Genomic DNA, 21,186 nt, shown 5'->3' on the forward strand with positions numbered 1-21,186 from the left:
AAAAGGAACCTTATCGTCTATTTAACGAAAATTTGAGATTCATCCTTGAATGCCTTAAACTCCAATGCATTTCCAGAAGGATCCATGAAAAACATGGTTGCCTGCTCACCGATTTCGCCTTTAAATCGCACGTATGGTTCGATGACAAATTTTACATTGGCCGCCTTAAGCCTACCTGCTAATTCTTCCCAATCCGACATATCTAAGACGACACCAAAGTGAGGCACAGGAACAGCATGTCCGTCTACCGGATTTGCCTCCAATTCACTCTTGAAGTCTACCATATGTATGACGAACTGATGGCCGTAAAAATTGAAATCAACCCAACGATCGGAAGAGCGGCCCTCCTCAAAGCCCATCGTGTCCCTGTAAAAGCTTCGGGTTTCATCCAAATCTTTTACAGGAACTGCGAGGTGAAATGGCTTCAAATTAGACATTAGCCCAAAAATGGATATCTGTAGTCTGTTGGAGAAACGAACGTTTCTTTGATGGTACGAGCACTCACCCATCTCATAAGGTTCATCATTGCACCGGCTTTATCGTTCGTGCCAGAGCCTCTTGCCCCACCGAATGGCTGCTGACCTACTACTGCACCTGTTGGCTTATCGTTTATATAGAAATTACCTGCAGCATTTCGAAGCTTGTAGGTCGCAAGATCTACTGCGTATCGGTCTTTGCTAAAGATGGCTCCAGTAAGAGCATATGGAGAGGTTTGATCAACCACATCGAGAATCTCTTCGAATTTGTTTTCATCATAGACGTGAACCGTAAGCACCGGACCAAAAATTTCTTCACACATAGTTCTGTATTTTGGATCCTTTGCTTCAATGACAGTTGGTTCAACAAACCATCCTTTTGAATCGTCACAGTTTCCACCAGCTATGATCTCTGCGTCTTTATCATTTTTAGCCTGATCGATGTAACCTGAAATCTTCTTGAATGCCACACCATCAATCACCGCATTCACAAAATTTGAAGGATCTTCCGGAGAACCCATTTTGATCGACTTGAGATCTTCGATCATGTATTTCTTCACATCAGCCCAGATATTTGAAGGGATGTACGCTCTAGATGCCGCGCTACATTTCTGTCCTTGAAACTCGAAGGCACCTCTCACTAACCCAGTAGCTACTTCTTTAGCATCTGCTGACTTGTGAGCCACCACGAAATCCTTACCTCCAGTTTCTCCCACAATTCTTGGGTAAGTTTTGTAAGTATCAAGGTTAGCTCCTATAGTCTTCCAAAGCGTTTTGAACACTCCTGTACTACCAGTGAAATGTAAGCCTGCAAAATCCGCATGATTGAAAACTACATCTCCTGCCACAGGCCCATCCACATAGATCAGGTTGATAACCCCGTCCGGTAATCCAGCTTTTTTAAACACCTCCATGATCACTTGAGCAGAATACACTTGTGTGTAGCTAGGTTTCCACACTACTGTATTTCCAAGCATAGCCGGCGCTGCAGGTAAGTTTCCTGAGATGGCGGTGAAATTGAATGGTGTGATCGCGAAAATGAATCCTTCTAGTGGTCGGTATTCCATTCTATTCCAAATCCCCTCCGAAGAGATTGGCTGCTGCATGTACATCTCCTGCATGAATGAAACATTGAATCGGAGAAAATCAATAAACTCGCACGCTGCATCAATCTCAGCCTGATGAACATTTTTACCCTGCCCAAGCATAGTCGCCGCATTGATTTTAGCTCTGTATGGGCCCGCAAGTAAGTCGGCTGCCTTCAGGAAAATGCTGGCTCTGTTCTCCCAGGTCATTTTCTCCCAATCCTCCTTAGCAGCAAGTGCCGCATTTATAGCGTCTTTTACGTGAGATGCCTCACCTTCTGAAAAATGACCCAGTACATGCTGGTGATCGTGAGGGCAGGTCATAGGAATTTTTTTATCCGTATGTACTTCCTTGCTTCCGATGAACATAGGCGCATCGATTTGCTGGTTGTACATTTCCTTGTACTTGGCTAGAAGCTCTTCTCTGGCTGCAGTGCCCGGAGCGTAGCTAAATACTGGTTCATTGATTGGTTCTGGGACAAAAAAGTTTCCTTTTGGCATCTCTCTAATTTCTTTATTTAATAGGACCGCAAAAGTAAAACGAATAGTTCAAAGATGTACGTAAAGGTCAGTCGCACCCCAATGCTAGGCTAAAGCAATTTTAAAAGTTCCATGTGAGATTGAATGGTGAAATCTGCCATCGATTTTTTTCTGCCTGTTGGGTTGTAAAAAACCGTCTTCATGCCAAATTCTTGTGCTCCATGGATGTCTGTTCTGGGATTGTCTCCAATCATTATGCTGTCAGACTTATATGCTCCTGCTTCTCTCAGGGAGTATTCAAAGATTTCCGGACTTGGTTTGCGTGAATTGGCACACTCTGAAGTGACCATCACTTTGAAAAATTTGGTTAGCCCTGAGCTGCTAAGCTTTCTGTTTTGGGCATCTAAAAATCCATTGGTGATGATGTGGAGCTGGTACTTATTTTCTAAATAGTGAAGTGCTGTGAGCGTGTCCGGCATCAAATAAGGTTTTAATGAGCAGTTGTCCAGAAAATAAGTGGAAGCCATCTTCGATTTAGCAACATCAATACCTGAAGTGAGAAATACTTCATCAAACCGCTCCTTCTTTATGTACTCACGATCGATTAGACCATTATTATACTTTACCCATAGCTTATCGTTCACCTCATAGAAGGTGTTGATAAACTTCTTTTCTGTCAGGCCTGATTTCGAAAGCTCCAGCTTCTCAAAAATTTCCAATAAGGTTTCCTGTGCGCTCCGATCGTAATCCCAAAGCGTGTGATCCAGATCGAAGAAAATGTGCTTAATTCCTTTCACCTATTATAATTTTTCGCCTCTATCTTATTCTTTGCTAGAGCAAGGTTGGCATTCATGGTTTTGTAGACCTCCAAATCTTTTCGCAAGATGGGGTCTTTGCTAAGGAACTCAAAAATCTGACTCACCATATCATACCCCTCTTCCTTTATACTGTAAAAAACCCACTGATCATATTTACGAAAGGTGACCAAACCTGCATTTTTTAAGTACGTTATATGACGAGAGGTCTTAGTTTGGGTAAAATCAAGGATAGCCTCAAGATCAGAGATGCAAAGTTCCTCCTGACGATAGAGAAGGTGGATAATGCGGGTTCGAGACTCATCTGAGAATGACTTGAAAATCTGGGTGCCGTAAGACAAGTTGAAATTCTTGAGCCTCATTTTTTCACTACTTTTACCGAAGTTAAACTTTTATTACTAAAAGTCTTTTCCTATTCAAAAGAACTTGATTTGAGATATATACTGATATTTTCACTTTTTGTTTTCTCATTGGGGACCGTGATTGCGCAGGATTCTTCCAAAAAAGTCATTCAGTTTACAGGGGTGGTTTTTGGAGCTGATAGCACATCGGTAGTGCCGGGCACTCACGTGTATATCCCAAAATCAGGCCGTGGTACCACCACCAATCCGTATGGATTTTTTTCCCTTCCGGTGCTGGAAGGTGATAGCGTGCTGTTTAGTGCGGTAGGATATAAAAGGGCTTACTTCATTATTCCTAAGCATGAAAAAGAGTCTAGCCTAAGAGTGATAATCTCACTTCAGGATGACATTACCTTCCTTGAAGAGGTGGAGATCAGACCGTACCCAACAGAGAGTATGTTTAAGGAAGCATTGATTACAATGGAGCTTCCGGAGCGAAAAGAGTATGCAAATATTTATCAATGGCTGAATAGCGAGATGATGACGCAGGCTTATCATAACCTCCCTGCGTCACCAAATGCTAATCATCAATACTATATGCAGCAGCAGCGGCAAGCTTACATCAACAAATACTCACCACCGCAAAATCAGCTGCTCAATCCTTTTGCATGGTCCAACTTTATCAATTCGCTCAAGCGAAAGAATTAATAAATCAATTTCCCTGTAGCTCTTGTGCTACCTCCTGCACTCTCTCCCAAACTCGGAATGTGTTTTTATAGCAGATTTTTTCAATTTCCGCTGGCGTATAACCTCTTTTCAAAAGTTCGAAAATCAGGTTTGGGTAGGTAGATACGTCCTTCAACCCTTTTGGTAAGCTATCACCAACTCCATCATAGTCTGATCCAAGCGCCACGTAATCAATGCCTACAAGGTTCACTACGTGATCAATGTGATCAGCTACTTTTTGTACATCTTCATAAACATCATTGTCAATGGCATACTGCTTCACATAAGCTGTATATGTAGAATCATCTGATGCTAATCCATTCTCTGCTCGGTAGTTTGTTAGATCTTCTCGCATCTTATCAAACTTATCCTGAGATTCTTTGGACAGGAAGGTTGACCCGAAATTGATATGAATCACTCCGCCATTTTTAGCCATTGCCTTTATCAAGGTGTCAGGCATGTTTCTTTCAAACCCAGGAGTAAATTTTCTGCAAGAAGAATGTGAAGCAATCACAGGAGCTTTGGTGAGTTTTAGCGCATCAAAAGCAGCACTATCTGTCACATGAGATATATCTACCATGATACCCCACTTGTTCATTTCAGCAATCACCTGCTCCCCAAAAGGGCTGATGCCATTCCAGGTGTACGCAGTATCGTAAGAAGAATCACTGATCTGATTGTCCTTAGAGTGGGTCAGAGTGATGTATCGGATGCCTCGATCAAAAAAGTATTTTACATTGTTGATGTCATCCTCAATCGGTGCACCATTTTCCATTCCCATTGGTAAAGAGATCAGGCCCTGCTCAAAGTTTACTTTGATATCTGCAGGTGTATTAGCCATAGCAAATTTTCCAGGAAAAACTTCTGGCAACCTAGAAACCATATCTATAAGTGAATCAGCAAAATCCTTTGCTCCACCAGTCTCCTGATATCTGGAAGGCACGTAGATAGACATAAAAGGTGCGTCCAGGCCTCCCTTTTTTGCTTTCGGATAATCAAAGTTTCCAGTCGTCTCCACCGAAACATCTTCTACCGTTTTAGTGATCATGAATCCTTTGACGTTCATTCGATAAGGTAAATCCACATGCCCGTCTACAATAATGAATTCCTTGGCTAGCGAATCGGCAATTGCCATTAGCTCATCGTCTGACTTACCTTCAATACTCCACGGTTGTTCTTTTTCCGAAACGGTACAGGCAGCTACAATAGACGCGATAACTATAAATGACAATAATTTTTTGAGTGAAAAATCCATAGTTCGTTTTTGAATTAATTTGATTTCAACAAAAATACCGAAACCAAGGGAACACATGACAAGATGTAAAATAGGATTGCCACTGTTACATTTTTTTGATATTTTACAGGGAAATTAGAAGAAATAACGGGCTTCTTATTTTACATTTGATACGTTGAGTTTTTAAAAAAATGTGACATTTTTGTATACGGAGGATTTTCCGATTAATAAACAGACGCTATGACTGACCCTATTTCACCTGAATTAATGAACAACTGGAACACTTACGGAGGCTATCTTGCTATGGCAGTGGCTGGTGTTGGAGTGTTGATTTTGCTTGGCCACTATCTAAAGTTGCTGGCAACCAGTGATTATAAAACCAGATACGACTACATCAACATGCATGAGATCAACATGCTGTGGAATGGAGCCTTGCTTATCATCATTGGTGGTACGCTTTATTTCAATACCATTTTTGGTGAATCTACCTGGTTATGGTTTTTCGTTAGGCTCTTCATGAGTTCGATGTTTGCCGTGATTCTTGGTGTAATCATCCAAAACGTCTTGAAGTTTTACTATCCGTTTTTCATTGAAAAGCGTCTTAAGAAATTGAGATTCACTCCTAGAACATCTCCTGATGGAAGAAAAATGAAGCTTTTGAGTGAAGAGGAAGAGGATGTTTACCTTGATGAAGGTATGCAGGCGGAAGAGGATGCTTTCTCAGTAGATTACGATGTGTGGATTGATGAAGAGTCTGGGTTTACAAAAATCGAAAAATACAATGGTCGTCTTCATGCACTTCAGTGCAATAACTGTAACTATCAGACTTTGAAAGTGGACAGAGAAGAAGTGATCCAAACTGCTTCTGAAACTGAAGAAGGTGAACTAATGAAATATTATGCTTGCGGATACTGTGGACACAAAGAAAGAAAGTCCTTCAAGATCGCAAGATTGAAAGCAGGAGAGGCTGCACAATAAACAAGATTGAACCGAATAGAAAGAGACCCTGACAGATGTCAGGGTTTTTTTATGCCTAAAGTTTGATACAAACGTTTTGTGGTTCAGAGAAAAATTTAAGAGCTGCATTTCCTCCCTCTCTTCCAATACCAGAATCCTTCATTCCCCCAAATGGAGTTCTGAGATCCCTAACCAGCCAACAATTCACCCATATGATTCCAGACTGAACAGCATGAGAAACTCTGTGAGCTCGCTTAAGATTGGATGTCCAAATGGTGCATGAGAGACCATACCTGGTTGAGTTGGCGACATTTATTGCCTCATCCTCTGACTTGAACTTACTCAAGGTCACCACCGGCCCAAATATTTCCTCCTGATTTGTTCGGCAATTTTCATCCAAACCTTCGATCACGGTAGGCTGATAATAGAATCCTTCTTTATGGACACGCTCTCCCCCGTAGAGCACTACTCCTCCCTCTTCTTTTGCAAGCTGAACATAAGAATCTACTTTGTTCAGATGTGCTTCCGACACCAACGCCCCTAGGTTTGATTTTGGATCCATAGGATCTCCTACCACAAGCTTTGAACACTCTCCCAGAAACCTTTCCTTAAATTCATCATAAATAGACTCTTCAATTAAGATTCTAGACCCGCAGAGGCAAATCTCTCCCTGATTGGTAAATGAACTCTTCATACTGGTTTTTACCGCTTCTTCCAAATCACAATCTGCAAAAATGATGTTCGGGTTTTTTCCCCCCAGCTCTAGCGAGACCTTCTTAAACTGCTGAGAAGCCGTTACTCCTACAATTTTTCCAGTGGCTGTTCCGCCTGTAAATGAAATTGCGTTGGTTGCCTCATGCTCCACGATTGCTTGTCCAATGCCCTTGCCTTCTCCATGAAGGATATTAAGTACACCGTCCGGCATGCCCGCTTCCTTGGTAAGCTTGCCCAACAGAAAAGCCGTCATTGGTGTCAGCTCTGAAGGTTTGGCAATCACACAATTCCCCATCGCAAGGGCCGGAGCTATTTTCCAGGAGAAAAGATAAAGGGGCAGGTTCCAAGGAGATATACATCCAACCACGCCGATAGGTGCCAAGCGAGTATAGTTTACCATAAAGCCTTCAGACACCTGAGCTTCAGATGAGAAGTTTATAATAGCTGAGGCATAAAATCGAAAATTTGTGCTTGCTCTGGGGATGTCCACAGCTTTTGCCAGCCAAAGAGGTTTTCCATTGTCCCGGCTCTCCATCAAAGCCAAATCATCCAGGTTCTCTTCAATTAAGTCTGCGAGTTTGTGAAGAATCTTACTCCGCTTATCTACCGACATATTGCTCCAGACTGGGAAAGCCACTTTAGCTGCTTCTACTGCATTTTCTAAATCCTCTTCTGTGGAGTTGGGAATTTGGGCAAAAACTTTTCCTGTGCCTGGCTCCACATTGTCAATATATTGACCCTTTATAGGGTCTAAATATTCACCATTTATAAAATTTTGAATCTTCTGCATTTTCTTAAATTGAGCCTGTTCTTCCACCATCGATTCTTAAGCTGGTTCCATTTATATAAGCACCACTTGGGCTACAAAGTAGTCCAGCATAGGCGGCAATTTCAGTCGGCTCTCCAAACCTACCGGCCGGGATCGTCTTTTTCATCTCTTCCTCAACTTCGGTTTCTGATTTACCTAGAGATTTAGATTTTCCTTTGACCAGACTCTCTATCCTAGCCGTATTGATAAATCCTGGTAAAATGTTGTTTACAGTAATTCCATATTGTCCCAGCTCGTTAGCCAACGTTTTAGACCAGGAAGCCATGGCTCCTCTCACCGTATTACTCACCCCCAACCCTACTATTGGAACTTTAACAGAGGTGGAAATCACATTCACTATTCGCCCATAGCCAGCCTTTTTCATTCCTTCCAATAGCATTTGCACCAGGCTATGACTCACATGCAGGTGCCGATTCATAGCCACTTCAAATTCGCTCAAGCTGGCATTTGCTAATGGGCCTGGAGCTGGCCCCCCTGAATTGTTGATTAAAATTTCATATGACCCTTTTTCTAATCCCTTTTCAACTTGCTTCTTCACATTTTCCAGATTATCAAAATCGGCAACCAAATAATCATGATCTCCGGGTGCTAATTCCTTCAATGCTGCTTGAAGAGAAGTTTCATTTCTAGCAAAAAGCGTCACGCTTGCTCCCATCTCGCTCAACTCCTTCGCAATGGCCAATCCCATTCCCTGGGAACTCCCACACACCAAAGCTCTTCGTCCTTTCAGGTCTAAATCCATAAATTTTTTCTAACTTTTCTTCAAAAATAAACATCTCTGACATGGCGATAAAAAGACCTTTCAACCTTCAAAAATGGATTGAGGAAAATCGAGACCTGCTAAAGCCTCCAGTTGGCAATAAAAATCTCTACGCTGAGGCTGGAGACTATATTGTGATGATCGTCGGTGGCCCCAATGCAAGAAAAGATTATCACTATAATGAAACAGAAGAGCTGTTCTATCAGTTGGAGGGAGACATTGAAGTGACCATTCAGGAGGACGGGAAAGCTGTGAAAATACCTATTAAAGAGGGTGAAATGTACTTACACCCAGCCAAAGTACCTCACTCTCCTGCTCGCCCTGCAAATTCTGTAGGATTGGTGATTGAAAGGAAAAGGCAGTCGGATCATACAGATGGATTGCTATGGTTTTGTGACCACTGCAATCACAAACTGCACGAGACGTATTTTCCGTTGACGAATATTGAAAAGGATTTTCTCCCAAGATTTAAAGAGTTTTTCAATTCGGAAGAACTCAGAACTTGCGATAATTGCGGTGAAACCATGGAGACGGATCCACGGTTTACAGACTAAGAAATCGTTTTGAAGGAAGAAGCACTACAGCGAGCCAAAACGCTCGATTCATCAGACCCGCTTGCGGCATTTAGAACTCAGTTCCACTTTCCTCAAAGAGATGGGAAGGATTGCATTTATCTATGCGGCAACTCACTTGGACTTCAGCCCAAGACTACCCAGGAGTTTATTGATAGTGAATTGAGACAATGGAGAGAGCATGGAGTAGAAGGTCACTTCACCGGAGAAAAGCCTTGGGTGAGCTATCACAAAAATTCCAAAGCATCGCTTGCTAAAATTGTAGGAGCAGGCGAGCATGAAGTGGTGGCAATGAACAACCTCACCACCAACCTCCATCTGGCTATGGCTTCTTTCTACCAACCGAAAGGAAAGAGATCAAAGATTTTAATTGAAAGAGGTGCATTCCCTTCTGATTTTTATGCAGTTCACTCAAGGATAGAGTTGAGCGGTGGAAATCCGGAAACAGATCTTATTGAATTGGAAGCTGCCGATGGGTCTGATTATTTGTCAACCAATGAGATAGTTGCAAAAATTGAATCATTAGGTGACAAATTAGCCCTGGTGATGTTTCCTGGTGTCCAGTATTACACAGGGCAATTTTTTGACATAAAAAGTATAGCTGAGGCCGCTCATAAAGTTGGGGCTTACGCAGGATTTGATTTGGCACACGCTGTAGGCAATGTTTCTTTAAACCTACATAATGACGATGCGGATTTTGCAGTTTGGTGTACTTACAAATATTTAAACTCAGGACCTGGTGGAGTGGGCGGATTGTTTATTCATGAAAAACACGGAAAAAATAAATCTACCCCTCGTCTTTCCGGATGGTGGGGACATGACTCAGAAGCGCGCTTCAAAATGAACAATCAGATCAACCCGATTCCGACCGTAGATGGGTGGCAACTCAGCAATGTGAATATTTTATCACATGCCTCTCATCTTGCCTCGCTCCAATTATTTGATGAGGCTGGTATAGAAAATTTGCGTGAGAAAAGTTTGAAACTTACCGACCTGATGGAGGAATTAATCCTTAATTCAGAGGCTTTAAAAAATCAGATAAAAATCATTACACCCTCAAATCAACATGAAAGAGGAGCTCAGCTTTCGCTTTACTTAATGAATCATGGAAAAAGCGTATTTCAATACCTGATTGATCACGGAGTGATTCTGGACTGGAGGGAGCCGAATGTCATCCGTGTAGCACCTGTACCGCTCTACAATTCTTTCCAGGATGTGGTGAATTTTGTATCCATTTTAGAAGAAGCGATACGTAATGAAGGATAAAATAAGCATTGTTGGTGCTGGACTTGTGGGGTCACTTTTAGCAGTGATTCTCAAGAAAAAAGGTTTTCAGGTTCAGATTTTTGAAAAGCGTTCTGATCCTCGAAAATCCAATGTAGATGCTGGACGCTCAATCAACCTTGCTCTCAGCCATCGAGGCATTCGTCCCTTAAAACTTGCCGGAGTATTTGAGTCAATTGAGCCGTATCTAATCCCCATGAATGGACGGATGATGCATGATGAATCAGGGAACTTAACTTTTCAGCCCTACGGAAAAGAGGGGCAGTTCATAAATTCTGTTTCAAGGGCACAGCTAAATCAACTACTGGTTGAAAGCGCAGAGGAAGCCGGTGTAGAGGTTCTCTTTGATCATAAATGCATCGATGTTGATTTTGATGAAAACATTATCGAATTTGAAAATGGCTCAAAGGTAGCGTCTGATCTGATCATTGGAACAGATGGGGCCTTTTCGGCCATCCGGAAAAAACTTCAGTTTACCGATCGATTCAATTTTTCTCAGCACTACATTGAGCATGGATATAAGGAGTTGTGCATTGAACCAAATAACAATGATTTTGGGCTGGAGCCCAACTACCTCCACATCTGGCCCAGAGGCAATTTTATGCTAATTGCTCTCCCCAACAATGACAAAACATTTACCTGCACATTGTTTTTCCCATTTGAAGGAAGCCCTTCTTTTGAGAGCTTATCTTCAAAAACAGACGTTGACTCGTTCTTCGAAAAGTATTTCAAAGATGCCAAAGAGCTAATGCCGGATATTGCTGAGCAATTTTTCAGCAATCCTACCTCCTCACTTATCACAACTAAATGTGAACCATGGCATAAAAACCGAAGCATCCTTCTTGGCGATGCGGCTCATGCGATAGTGCCATTTTATGGTCAGGGGATGAATTCTGGCTTTGAGGATGTAAGGATTTTCATTGAAATGTCTGAGGAGCTTAATTGGAATTGGGATGAAATACTTCCAAAATATTCAGCAGAAAGAAAAAAAGATGCGGACGCTATTTCTGAGTTAGCACTTCACAATTTCATTGAAATGCGGGATCACGTTGGAGACCCAACCTTTTTGAAAAGAAAGAAACTAGAAGCTCAAATTCAGGAAAAATACCCTAAGGAATGGATTCCACTCTACAGTATGGTTACCTTCTCAGATTTACCCTACTCTGAAGCTCTTCGCTTGGGAAAAATTCAAAAACGGGTAATGGATGAATTTCTAAGTACGGACGATCAGAACATCGATTTTCAAAAAATCATTGACCGATTTAATACTCTAAAGAAAGGCGGCTAGAAAGCATATCGATTGTTCGCTGCTCCTCATGGGCGATTCCATCTGCCGCATTGGCAAAAAGGTACATGGCTTCATAGACAAACTCTTTTTCATCCGGATGTTCTTCGAGGTAGCTTTTGAGCGTATTTAGGAATTTCTTTTCCCACTTGTCTATGTTCTCAAGCAGGTATCTAAACTCCGTCCTAAATAATGTCTCTACCTTCTCAGCACTACTATTGGGCATTTGATCTAAATAAAGTAGAGCTAGACCCTTGGAAATATTGAGAACCCCGTCCCACTCCTCTTTGTCTAACTTTCCATCACTCATACACACGAGCAAGGAGGGGTATATTTTCAGTATATAAGTAAACTGATCAAGCGACAAATCAGATTTTCTAGTCTTGTGATATTCTTCCAGTAGTGTTTCGTGCTGGTTCTTCATAGTATCCAGGGTGATATTTAAACCTAAAGATAGGATTGTTTCAATATATACCCCATGGATGTGGGAAGTAACTTGCTGGATTTTTTCAAAGGTGGTCTATCACTGAACCAATGTTTGTTCCGACTGGCTCTCCCGATCCAGAATTTCCTTATAGTTTTGGTAGATATCTAAAATGCGCTCCACATAGCCCACAGGCTCTGATCCTCGGCAGTAGCCAAACTCCACAACAGGATCATTGAAGTATTTTGATTGTGATTTTTTAAGCAAAAATCCACTTACATCTTCCCATTTCTCAGGATCTCCACCATATTTCTCGGTCAGTCGGACAGCATCTTGCAGATGACCCAACCCTACGTTATAGGAGGCCAATACAAATCTCAGCTTTTCGTCCTCATCCTCGATTCTTTTCGACCACTGAATCTGAAGCCATTCCAGGTGCTTCATGCCCGCATAAATATTTTGTTCAGGATCATACAAGTCCGTGACACCATAATCTCTACCTGTTCTAGGCATCACCTGCATCAGGCCGATAGCACCCGCCCACGACTCTGCACTGGGGTCGAACTTTGATTCTCTAAAAACCTGGGCAGCTAGCAAGAGCCAATCCCACCCAAGCTCATCTGCAGCATTTTGAATCAAAGAATCATATGGTGAAATGGCTCCAACACCACTTATCGAGGAATATTTACTCCTTGACCTTCTCAGCGCTGATTTGGAGCTTCGAAAGTATTTGTCATAAATCACGTAATAATCGGTGGTCTTACGCATGCGTTCTATCCAGTCATTGAGTGCTGCAAGAAGCTCATCAGCATTCTTCCTTACGCCCCATGCTATCTGAGTAGAAAAGCTCACAGGAGTTTTGATGTCAAGATTTTGATAGTAAGTGGAATTTACCAGGGCAATGTCTTCCTCAGCAACCGTGTAATCAATTTTCCCCTCTGCAACCTGCCTGATCAGCTGCTCAGTTTCAGTGTTGGTGTCACCAGGCACTATTAAAATGTCTCCCCCTATCTCCTCTGAAAGATTCACCATTCTGTCATAATAAGAAGAATGGGGCCTTACTACCACTTCTTTTCCGATAAGATCGACAGGATTTCTAATTAGCTGAGCCTCTATTTCATGAAGTTTCATTTGGCGCCAATTATCTGGCTTCCGCTGAATGAGAACTTGACGCTGTAGGTTGTGATAATGTGTGAATGCAATTCGTTTTTTCCGCTCTTTAGTGACAGTAAGATTGTATGCAAGTATGTCACCCTCACCAGTATTTAGTTTGTTGAATCCTTCCCCTATGTTTTGAGTTATGTTGATGCGTAGTTGAAGTCCTTGCTCTTTACAGAATAGTTTTAAAAGCTCGTATTCATATCCCATCGTTTTGCCTTTATAAACAAACAAGCCCGTAGAGCTATTATCCATAATGGCGGTGATATATCCTCGTTCTTTGATCTTGTCCAGATCCAAATCAACGATGAATTCCTCACGATCAGGGTATTGATCCTTTGCCTGACTTGAACTGGATTGTCTACAAGATGAAACAACCATTAGAAAGGCGATAAACAGGGTGGTGGTTTTAATATGAACCTTCATATTCATCACTCAAAATACGCAAAATATCTGTGAATGATATCTTTATTTGCGATGGATGACCTACAGTTTTAGACGATTGTCTCCTTATTTGAGGCGAACTGATAAACAGCGTTTTTTATCGCCAATGCATCGTATTCGCACTCTCTGTGCAATTGTGGCTGCTCACCATGCTCAATGATTCGATCCGGTATTCCCAATCTCTTTATGGATGCATGATAATCGTGATCTGCAGCAAACTCAAGAACGGCGGAACCAAATCCCCCCATGATGCATCCATCTTCAACTGTGATGACAAACTTGTGATTTTGCAAAATCTCATGAAGTAATTCCTCATCCAAAGGCTTCACAAATCTCATATCGTAAACAGATGGTTTCAGGCCTTCTTCCCTCAATTCATTGGCGGCATCTACGGCGTAGTTCCCAACCTGACCAATGGATAAAATAGCGATATCTTCTCCTTCTATCAGCTTTCTCCCCCTACCAATTTCAACCTTTTTAAGTGGTGTTCTCCACTCCGGCATCACTCCTGCCCCTCTGGGGTATCTAATGGAAAAAGGTCCATTGTGCTCACTTGCCGTAAACATGAGGTTTCTAAGCTCCTCCTCGTTCATAGGTGCGGACACAACCATATTAGGGATACATCTCATGTAAGCAATGTCATAAGCCCCGTGATGTGTAGGGCCGTCTGCTCCAGCCACTCCAGCTCGGTCCATGCAGAAGATCACAGGCAGATTTTGAATACACACATCATGGATCACCTGATCGTAAGCACGCTGCATGAATGTGCTGTAGATATTGCAAAATGGAACTAGTCCTTGAGTAGCCAATCCAGCCGAAAAAGTAACCGCATGCTGCTCGGCAATTCCCACATCATACGATCGATCAGGGAATGCATCCATCATAATTTTCATGGAAGAACCCGATGGCATAGCTGGCGTAATTCCTACAATTTTTTCATTTTTCTCAGCCAGTTCCACCAGTGTATGTCCAAAGACATCCTGAAATTTTGGAGGCTGAGGGGTATCAAATTTCTTTTTATTTATCGCTCCGGTGATTTTATCGAAAGTTCCGGGTGCGTGCCACAAGGTTTGATCTTTCTCTGCTAAATCATAGCCCTTTCCTTTGACAGTAAGACAATGAAGAATTTTCGGGCCTGGGATTTTCTTTAGATCCTCCATGACATCTACAAGATGATTTACATCATGGCCATCAATTGGCCCAAAATATCGAAGGTTTAGCGACTCAAACAGGTTGCTTTGCTTAAGGAAAAAGCTTTTCATGGAATTTTCAACCTTGCCAGCAATCTCCTGTGCATTAGGTCCAAACTTGCTGATTTTTCCTAGCAGCTTCCAGATTTCATCCCTGAATTTGTTGTAAGTCTGGCTTGTAGTTATATCTGTCAAATAATCCTTGAGTGCACCAACATTGGGATCAATGGACATGCAATTGTCATTTAAGACAATCAAAAGATTTGAATTGGAAACCCCAGCGTGGTTCATAGCCTCAAAGGCCAAACCTCCAGTCATGGCTCCATCACCAATCACCGCTATATGCTGCTTATCCTTTTCATTTTGTAAGCGGGAGCCTTCCGCCATACCAAGGGCTGCAGAAATTGATGTAGAAGAATGACCTACGCCAAACGTGTCGTACTCACTTTCACCTCTCTTCGGAAACCCCGAGATACCTTTGTATTTTCTATTCGTGTGGAAAGATTCTCTTCTGCCGGTCAAAATCTTGTGACCGTATGCCTGATGCCCCACATCCCATACCAGTTGATCAGTTGGGGTGTTGAAAACGTAGTGAAGTGCGACAGTGAGCTCAGTAACTCCCAGGCTTGCCCCAAAATGTCCTCCATACACGGAGACATTATCGATAATAAAATCCCTCAACTCCTGACATACCTGCGTCAATTGCCTGACATCAAGTTTTTTTAAGTCATCCGGTGAGTTAATTTCAGCTAAAAGGGGTCCTGGTTTTATCTCCATTTTCATCCGTATTTCTTCCAAACATCACTGAGTACAGATTTGTTTGGAATGACTACTTACGTAAAAAGCAGTCTGCAAAACTAAGCATAAGACAGAAAGGTAAATTAATCAAAGTGAAATTCCATATTGTCGGTAATTTTGGAACGTGGCAACAGATCAAACATTTGAAATTAAACTCCCGCTCTTTGAAGGACCCTTCGACCTTCTACTCTTCTTTATAGAAAGGGATGAGTTGGATATTTATGACATCCCAATCGCGAAGATTACAGATGATTTCCTCTCATACGTGGAGAACCTCGAGCAATTGAACGTCGAGGTTGCTAGCGAGTTTATTTTAGTCGCTGCTACATTGATGCGGATAAAAGCCAAAATGCTACTCCCTCGTCCGGTCATTGACGAAGATGGAAACGAAATAGACCCACGTGAGGAGCTGGTGAAGCACTTGCTTGAATACAAGAAGTATAAATCAGTGGTATCTACTCTATCCAAAATGGAGGCCGATCGGATGGATCGGGAAAAGCGTGGAAATCTTAAGAAAGAAATCAGAAAGCTTTCTGAAAGTATAAATGTAGAAGCTGAGATGCAGGATCTGGATTTATACAAAATGATGAAAGTGTTTCAGAAAGTGATGAAGCGCTACGAGTTTGAGCAAAACAAGCCTGTTCACCAAGTAGTGCAGTATCCCTACACCATCGAAAAGCAAAAATCCAAATTGATGGAGCGCCTGGTTTATGGGAAAAAGCTGTCGTTCACTGAGATGATTGAGGAGAAGCCAGAAAAAATCCTAGTAATCTTCAACTTCCTCTCAATTCTGGAACTTTTGCAGCTCAAACAGATTGTAATTTCATTGGGAGAGGGCTTCAATAATTTTTGGATTGAACGAAGAGATGAGTCTGCAGTGGCCGAGACGAAATAAAAAAAGCCTGTGGTCTCACAGGCTTAGTAATGTTTTTTTTTGCAATTCAGATTAAAACCGCTCAGTAGCCGAAAAGAAAAAGCTAGCTTCGATAGCTGCATTCTCATCTGAATCAGAACCATGGATGGCATTCGCCTCAATAGAAGTTGCGAATTGCTTTCTGATTGTGCCTTCGGCAGCTTCTGCAGGGTTTGTTGCCCCAATCAAGTTTCTGAAATCCTCCACTGCATTGTCCTTCTCAAGCACCATAGCAATGATAGGTCCTGATGACATGTAAGAAACCAAGTCATTGTAAAAAGGACGCTCCTTATGTACTTCATAAAATTGTCCAGCTCTCTCAGCAGACAGTTTTGTCAACTTCGCAGCTTCTATTCTAAATCCTGCTTCTTCAATGATTTTAATGATTGCACCAGAATTACCTGCTCCAAAAGCATCTGGTTTGATCATAGTAAAAGTCTTTTTTCCAGCCATTATTAATTTTTTTATTTACGCTTCTAAAATTGGGCGCAAAAATAAGGGAATCATAAAGAGATTACTCAGCTTTATTCTGTTTTATAAATGTTACTAATTTTGCGGTTCACATTTGCCCGATTCGGGCATTTTTTATGAAGGACACTCAGGCGCTAAAGGACTTCTTACAATCCCCGCGAAAAATTGTGATAACAACCCATGCCAATCCGGATGCTGATGCACTGGGTTCATCGTTGGGCCTACACCACTTCCTGGTTCGCTTGGGTCACGAGGTGAATACAATTGTCCCTAACAGCTACCCTGACTTTTTAGAATGGATGCCTGGCAATCCTCTAGTCATCAATTATGAAAAGTCAACCGAAGCAGCGAATAAGCTCCTCAAGGAAGCAGAGTTACTATGCTGCCTGGATTATTCTGGCTTTGGCCGTATAAAAGAAATGAAGCAAGCAGCTGAAAGTACATCTGCCAAAACCATGCTTGTGGATCATCACTTAAACCCCGAGATCAAACCTGACTTTAATTTTTGGAATGACAGATCTGCCGCTACGGCGGAATTGATCTACGATCTGATAGTAGACTACAGTGGAAAAGAGGTGATTGACAAAGGTATTGCGGAATGTCTTTATGCTGGAGTCATGACCGATACGGGCTCTTTTAAGCATCCTTCTACCACATCAAAAGTTCATAGAATGGTAGCAGAGCTGATTGACTTAGGTGCCGATGTGAATAAGGTGAGTAGGTTGATTTATGATACAAATTCCTTGCACCGCTTGAAATTTTTAGGTCATGCATTAGCTGAGAAATTGAAAGTTGACGAAGCTGCAAGAGTTGCTTATTTTGTTATTGGTGAGGAAGACTTCAAGGATTTCAGATTGAAGCAAGGAGATACGGAAGGGCTGGTCAATTATGCCCTTTCAATAAAAGGTATAGTAGTTGCTGCGATAATTATCCAAAGGGAAAATGAAATAAAACTCTCTTTCCGCAGTATTGGTGACTTTGCTGTTAATAAATTCGCGGAAGAATATTTTGGTGGAGGTGGGCACAAAAATGCCTCAGGAGGAATGTCTGAGCTTTCACTAGAAGAAACAGAAAAAAAATTCAAAGAATTAATCGAAAAAGATATTTTAAAAACACGTATTAAATGAAAAACTTAGGATACATCATATTAGCTCTTGCTTTAGTTGCATGCGGCACAAATTCATTTCAAACTGAGGGTGGTACGCAAGTTACCTATCTAACAAAAGGTGAAGGTGAAGCACCTGTAGATAGCCTCGTTTCGATGTTTAGAATCAAATATACCACTGAAGAAGGTGAGGTGATGATGGACGCGGATGAGCCTATGCCTTTAAAGATCGATCCAAATAATAAAATCGATCAAGGTGAACTTTTCGAAATCCTTACAATGCTAAGAACAGGTGATAGTGTGAGTTTTGATTTAGTAGCTTCAGAGCTATTCCAAAAGACATTTAGAGCTCCGCTTCCAGACTCAATTGCTCCTGAGAGTAAAATCAAGTTCCAAATTGCCTATATCGATCAGCTTACGGAACAAGGCTACTTTGATATGGTTGCTAAAAAAGCAGAAGAGGCAGCAGCAAAACAAATCGTTATCGATAATGAGATTCTGGACAACTATATGGCAGAGAACAATATCGAGGCTGAAAAAACCGAAAGTGGCTTGCGATATGTCATTACAGAAGAAGGGTCAGGACCAAATGCAGAAGTGGGGCAAACAGTAAGTGTCGCTTATGCTGGTCGCATTCTTGATGGTCCGTATTTTGATACAAGTGATGAATCTCTTGCTAAGGAACAAGGTATTTTCAATGCAAACAGACCTGCATATGAGCCCTATACTTTCCCACTAGGACGCGGACAGGTAATCAAAGGCTGGGATGAAGGAATTGCCTTATTGAATGAAGGTGCCAAAGCAACGCTTTACATACCTAGCCCACTTGGCTATGGCAACCGAGGGAGTGGAACCATCAAGCCTAACTCAATCCTTGTCTTTGACGTAGAGTTGGTTGATATAAAATAACAATATGAATAAGGGATTTTTAGCAATAGTAGTAGCCTTTCTGGTATTGTCGTGTGGCGAAGGGAATATTAGGGTAGAAGTTGATCCTCAGATTCAATATGAAAAGGATAGCCTTAAGATTTTAGAATTCCTAGAGGAGAAAGGGTACAGTGAAGATCAAATTGGCAGCACTATAACCGGAGTGAGATATGTGATATTAGACTCAGGTTCTATGGAAAAAATTGATGAGAGCGATTTAGTTGAATTTGATTACACAGGCATTACTCTTGGGGATACCATCTTCGATACGTCCATTAAAGAGGTTGGCGACTCTCTAAAGGCTTACTATGAAGAAAACCCTTACGTAGTGGATGGTGACACATTATCGGTCTTTACTGGAACTACATATAATCCACTATTCATTACCTACTCCGCCTCTGGATGGACGATCCCTACTGGTCAAGGAGGCTATATCACTGGCTTTGCGCAGGGCATAAGTGCGACATTTAAGCATATCAGTGTAGGAGGAAAAGCCCTTATTTTAATTCCTTCAAGGCTTGCTTATGGGACAGCAGGATCAGGTGTGTTTATTGGGCCTAATACAGTAATCACTTTTGTTTTAGAACCTGTAGAAGTAACCAAACAGTAATGCAGATATGCTTTGCCTCACATAATGATAACAAGGTAAAGGAGATGAATGAAATCATACCAGAGGGGTTTTCAATAGTGGGATTGAATGAGCTTGGAATACAAGAGGACATAGCAGAAACCGGAGATACGCTTGAAGAAAATTCGAAGATTAAAGCATCATATGTTTACAGTAGACATAAGATGCCTGTTTTTGCTGACGACAGTGGTTTACTTGTCGATTCCTTAAATGGAGAGCCCGGGGTGGTTTCTGCACGCTATGCCGGCCCAGAAAGGGATGATCATAAAAACATGGATTTATTGCTTCAGAAGCTTGGAGATAATGCTGACCGTTCTGCAGAGTTCCAAACTGTTATTTCTTTCATCGACGAAAGAGGCGAACTAAAGCAGTTTAAGGGATCAATTTCTGGTACAATCCTAAAAGAAAAAAGAGGATCAGGAGGCTTTGGATATGACCCAATATTCCAGCCCAATGGATATGAGCAAACATTTGCAGAATTGCCTTCAGACGTAAAAAATAGAATTTCTCACAGAGCTAAAGCCGTACAAAGCTTTCTAGAATATCTGCATCAAAAAAATGGCTAAACCAATCATAGTAGGTGTAACCGGCGGCAGTGGATCGGGTAAAACTAAATTCGTTCACGATCTGAAAGCGGAATTAAAAGATGCATCCATTCATTCAATGGATAACTACTACCGCCCTCTCAAAGAACAATTTGTAGACACAAACGGTGTAGAGGATTTTGACAGGCTAGACTCTATTGATCATAAAAAATTTCTTGAAGACCTCATCTCGCTAAGCAAAGGGGAAACCATCGAGTTGGATGAATACACCTTTAATAACTCTAAAGACAAAGCAAAAAAAATCATTACTAAGAGTGCTCCAGTTATTCTGGTAGAAGGAATTTTTGTTCTTTTTCATGAAGAAATACGCAAGCATCTGGATCTGAAAATATTTATAGAAGCTCCAACACATCTCAAAATGTCAAGAAGGATCATTCGGGATGCTAAGGAAAGAGGTTACGATCTGGACGATGTTTTATACCGCTATCAAAATCACATCACACCAGCTTTTGAGAAATACATAAAGCCATCCAAAAGATGGGCTGACATTGTCATTCCGAATCACGAAAACTTTGATACTGCACTAAAAGTGGTAACTGCTTTTCTTAATCAGTGATTTTACTACATTTGCCGCACTTTGAAACTTTCTAAGTTCATATCGACAAAATTTTTGCAAGCCTTGTTTGGCGTAATGATAGCCTTGTTTGTGCTAACACAGGCCACTATTGTTCCACAGCCAATTGAGGACAAGCAAGAACAATCCGATACCGAACAAGAAGAAAAGCAGCAGGTTACCAAATCAGCTGCGGTACCTTCCAGTTCACTTCAAATAAACCTAGACTATCAATCATATCTACTTACAGAGGTTTTTTATCAGGATCTGGAAAAAGAGAAAGCTCCGGATGCCAAAGTGGTATTACCATCGGCACAAAAGGCTTTGAAGGTACTCTTTAGGAGAATTATATCTCCAAATGCTCCCTGAGATTACTTGACCCAAGCAAGTAATTACATCAATCAAAACATTT

Annotated in this window: 23 protein-coding genes; 12 read left to right on the forward strand and 11 right to left on the reverse strand. The window is 41.6% G+C overall.

Going from position 1 to position 21,186, the window contains the following annotated elements:
• Window positions 1-17 precede the first annotated feature (17 nt).
• The 4 genes from ACEQZT_RS14870 to ACEQZT_RS14885 form a co-directional block, all read right to left on the reverse strand.
• Window positions 18-437, reverse strand: coding sequence for a VOC family protein (locus tag ACEQZT_RS14870; protein ID WP_370090244.1), 420 nt, complete (start codon window positions 435-437; stop codon window positions 18-20).
• Window positions 437-2,062 (reverse strand): L-glutamate gamma-semialdehyde dehydrogenase, encoded by a 1,626-nt coding sequence (gene pruA / locus ACEQZT_RS14875; RefSeq protein WP_370090245.1) that lies wholly within the window; start codon window positions 2,060-2,062, stop codon window positions 437-439. Before pruA ends, ACEQZT_RS14870 begins: the two co-directional genes overlap by 1 nt.
• Before the next feature lie 89 nt (window positions 2,063-2,151).
• Complete coding sequence (locus tag ACEQZT_RS14880) at window positions 2,152-2,838, reverse strand: YjjG family noncanonical pyrimidine nucleotidase (RefSeq protein WP_370090246.1); 687 nt, start codon at window positions 2,836-2,838, stop codon at window positions 2,152-2,154.
• Window positions 2,835-3,218, reverse strand: a complete 384-nt coding sequence (locus ACEQZT_RS14885; RefSeq protein ID WP_370090247.1) for an ArsR/SmtB family transcription factor — start codon at window positions 3,216-3,218, stop codon at window positions 2,835-2,837. Before ACEQZT_RS14885 ends, ACEQZT_RS14880 begins: the two co-directional genes overlap by 4 nt.
• A 69-nt stretch (window positions 3,219-3,287) precedes the next feature.
• On the opposite strand from ACEQZT_RS14885, the gene ACEQZT_RS14890 reads away from it, so the two are divergent.
• On the forward strand, window positions 3,288-3,905 hold the full coding sequence (locus ACEQZT_RS14890) for a carboxypeptidase-like regulatory domain-containing protein (RefSeq protein WP_370090248.1): 618 nt from the start codon (window positions 3,288-3,290) through the stop codon (window positions 3,903-3,905).
• A 4-nt stretch (window positions 3,906-3,909) separates the two neighbouring features.
• On the opposite strand, the gene ACEQZT_RS14895 is transcribed toward ACEQZT_RS14890, so the two are convergent.
• Window positions 3,910-5,178, reverse strand: coding sequence for a dipeptidase (locus ACEQZT_RS14895; protein ID WP_370090249.1), 1,269 nt, complete (start codon window positions 5,176-5,178; stop codon window positions 3,910-3,912).
• Window positions 5,179-5,397: 219 nt separating this feature from the next.
• Between ACEQZT_RS14895 and ACEQZT_RS14900 the strand changes: the two genes are divergently transcribed.
• Entirely contained in the window at window positions 5,398-6,135 is a 738-nt protein-coding gene (locus ACEQZT_RS14900; RefSeq protein WP_370090250.1) for a hypothetical protein, read from the forward strand.
• A 55-nt stretch (window positions 6,136-6,190) separates the two neighbouring features.
• Here the strand turns inward: ACEQZT_RS14900 and ACEQZT_RS14905 are convergent, their stop codons facing one another.
• Window positions 6,191-7,618, reverse strand: coding sequence for an aldehyde dehydrogenase (locus ACEQZT_RS14905; RefSeq protein WP_370090251.1), 1,428 nt, complete (start codon window positions 7,616-7,618; stop codon window positions 6,191-6,193).
• 4 nt (window positions 7,619-7,622) lie between these two features.
• Window positions 7,623-8,399 carry an SDR family oxidoreductase gene (locus ACEQZT_RS14910; RefSeq protein WP_370090252.1) on the reverse strand — a complete coding sequence of 259 codons (777 nt, stop codon included), beginning with the start codon at window positions 8,397-8,399 and terminating at the stop codon, window positions 7,623-7,625.
• A 41-nt stretch (window positions 8,400-8,440) separates the two neighbouring features.
• On the opposite strand from ACEQZT_RS14910, the gene ACEQZT_RS14915 reads away from it, so the two are divergent.
• From ACEQZT_RS14915 to ACEQZT_RS14925, 3 genes are read left to right on the forward strand one after another with little or no spacing between them, the layout of a single operon-like run.
• The gene (locus ACEQZT_RS14915; protein ID WP_370090253.1) at window positions 8,441-8,971 is read left to right on the forward strand and encodes a 3-hydroxyanthranilate 3,4-dioxygenase; all 531 of its coding nucleotides are present in this window, start codon (window positions 8,441-8,443) and stop codon (window positions 8,969-8,971) included.
• Between the two features lie 9 nt (window positions 8,972-8,980).
• Window positions 8,981-10,255: a kynureninase gene (kynU, locus tag ACEQZT_RS14920; protein WP_370090254.1), complete on the forward strand. Its 1,275-nt coding sequence runs from the start codon at window positions 8,981-8,983 to the stop codon at window positions 10,253-10,255.
• Entirely contained in the window at window positions 10,245-11,561 is a 1,317-nt protein-coding gene (locus ACEQZT_RS14925) for an FAD-dependent oxidoreductase (protein ID WP_370090255.1), read from the forward strand. The genes kynU and ACEQZT_RS14925 overlap by 11 nt, the downstream gene beginning before the upstream one ends.
• Here the strand turns inward: ACEQZT_RS14925 and ACEQZT_RS14930 are convergent.
• From ACEQZT_RS14930 to dxs, 3 genes are all read right to left on the reverse strand, one after another.
• A complete protein-coding gene (locus ACEQZT_RS14930; protein ID WP_370090256.1) occupies window positions 11,536-11,982 on the reverse strand; it encodes a hypothetical protein in 447 nt (148 codons plus the stop codon). The genes ACEQZT_RS14925 and ACEQZT_RS14930 overlap by 26 nt on opposite strands.
• Before the next feature lie 99 nt (window positions 11,983-12,081).
• On the reverse strand, window positions 12,082-13,566 hold the full coding sequence (locus ACEQZT_RS14935) for a transglycosylase SLT domain-containing protein (RefSeq protein ID WP_370090257.1): 1,485 nt from the start codon (window positions 13,564-13,566) through the stop codon (window positions 12,082-12,084).
• Between the two features lie 68 nt (window positions 13,567-13,634).
• Complete coding sequence (dxs, locus tag ACEQZT_RS14940; protein WP_370090258.1) at window positions 13,635-15,551, reverse strand: 1-deoxy-D-xylulose-5-phosphate synthase; 1,917 nt, start codon at window positions 15,549-15,551, stop codon at window positions 13,635-13,637.
• A gap of 145 nt (window positions 15,552-15,696) precedes the next feature.
• Between dxs and ACEQZT_RS14945 the strand changes: the two genes are divergently transcribed.
• Window positions 15,697-16,467, forward strand: coding sequence for a ScpA family protein (locus tag ACEQZT_RS14945; protein ID WP_370090259.1), 771 nt, complete (start codon window positions 15,697-15,699; stop codon window positions 16,465-16,467).
• Window positions 16,468-16,518: 51 nt separating this feature from the next.
• On the opposite strand, the gene ACEQZT_RS14950 is transcribed toward ACEQZT_RS14945, so the two are convergent.
• Window positions 16,519-16,938, reverse strand: a complete 420-nt coding sequence (locus ACEQZT_RS14950) for a nucleoside-diphosphate kinase (protein ID WP_370090260.1) — start codon at window positions 16,936-16,938, stop codon at window positions 16,519-16,521.
• 134 nt (window positions 16,939-17,072) lie between these two features.
• On the opposite strand from ACEQZT_RS14950, the gene ACEQZT_RS14955 reads away from it, so the two are divergent.
• The 6 genes from ACEQZT_RS14955 (at window position 17,073) to ACEQZT_RS14980 (ending at window position 21,143) form a co-directional block, all read left to right on the forward strand.
• A complete protein-coding gene (locus ACEQZT_RS14955; RefSeq protein ID WP_370090261.1) occupies window positions 17,073-18,083 on the forward strand; it encodes a bifunctional oligoribonuclease/PAP phosphatase NrnA in 1,011 nt (336 codons plus the stop codon).
• On the forward strand, window positions 18,080-18,970 hold the full coding sequence (locus ACEQZT_RS14960) for an FKBP-type peptidyl-prolyl cis-trans isomerase (RefSeq protein ID WP_370090262.1): 891 nt from the start codon (window positions 18,080-18,082) through the stop codon (window positions 18,968-18,970). Before ACEQZT_RS14955 ends, ACEQZT_RS14960 begins: the two co-directional genes overlap by 4 nt.
• Window positions 18,971-18,974: 4 nt before the next feature.
• Window positions 18,975-19,598 (forward strand): FKBP-type peptidyl-prolyl cis-trans isomerase, encoded by a 624-nt coding sequence (locus tag ACEQZT_RS14965; RefSeq protein ID WP_370090263.1) that lies wholly within the window; start codon window positions 18,975-18,977, stop codon window positions 19,596-19,598.
• Window positions 19,598-20,182: an RdgB/HAM1 family non-canonical purine NTP pyrophosphatase gene (rdgB, locus tag ACEQZT_RS14970; protein ID WP_370090264.1), complete on the forward strand. Its 585-nt coding sequence runs from the start codon at window positions 19,598-19,600 to the stop codon at window positions 20,180-20,182. The genes ACEQZT_RS14965 and rdgB overlap by 1 nt, the downstream gene beginning before the upstream one ends.
• Window positions 20,175-20,777 (forward strand): uridine kinase, encoded by a 603-nt coding sequence (locus tag ACEQZT_RS14975; RefSeq protein ID WP_370090265.1) that lies wholly within the window; start codon window positions 20,175-20,177, stop codon window positions 20,775-20,777. Before rdgB ends, ACEQZT_RS14975 begins: the two co-directional genes overlap by 8 nt.
• Window positions 20,778-20,852: 75 nt before the next feature.
• A complete protein-coding gene (locus ACEQZT_RS14980) occupies window positions 20,853-21,143 on the forward strand; it encodes a hypothetical protein (protein WP_370090266.1) in 291 nt (96 codons plus the stop codon).
• The last annotated feature ends 43 nt before the right edge of the window (window positions 21,144-21,186 follow it).

It is taken from the genome of Ekhidna sp., assembly GCF_964218185.1.
Classification (GTDB): Bacteria; Bacteroidota; Bacteroidia; order Cytophagales; family Cyclobacteriaceae; genus Ekhidna.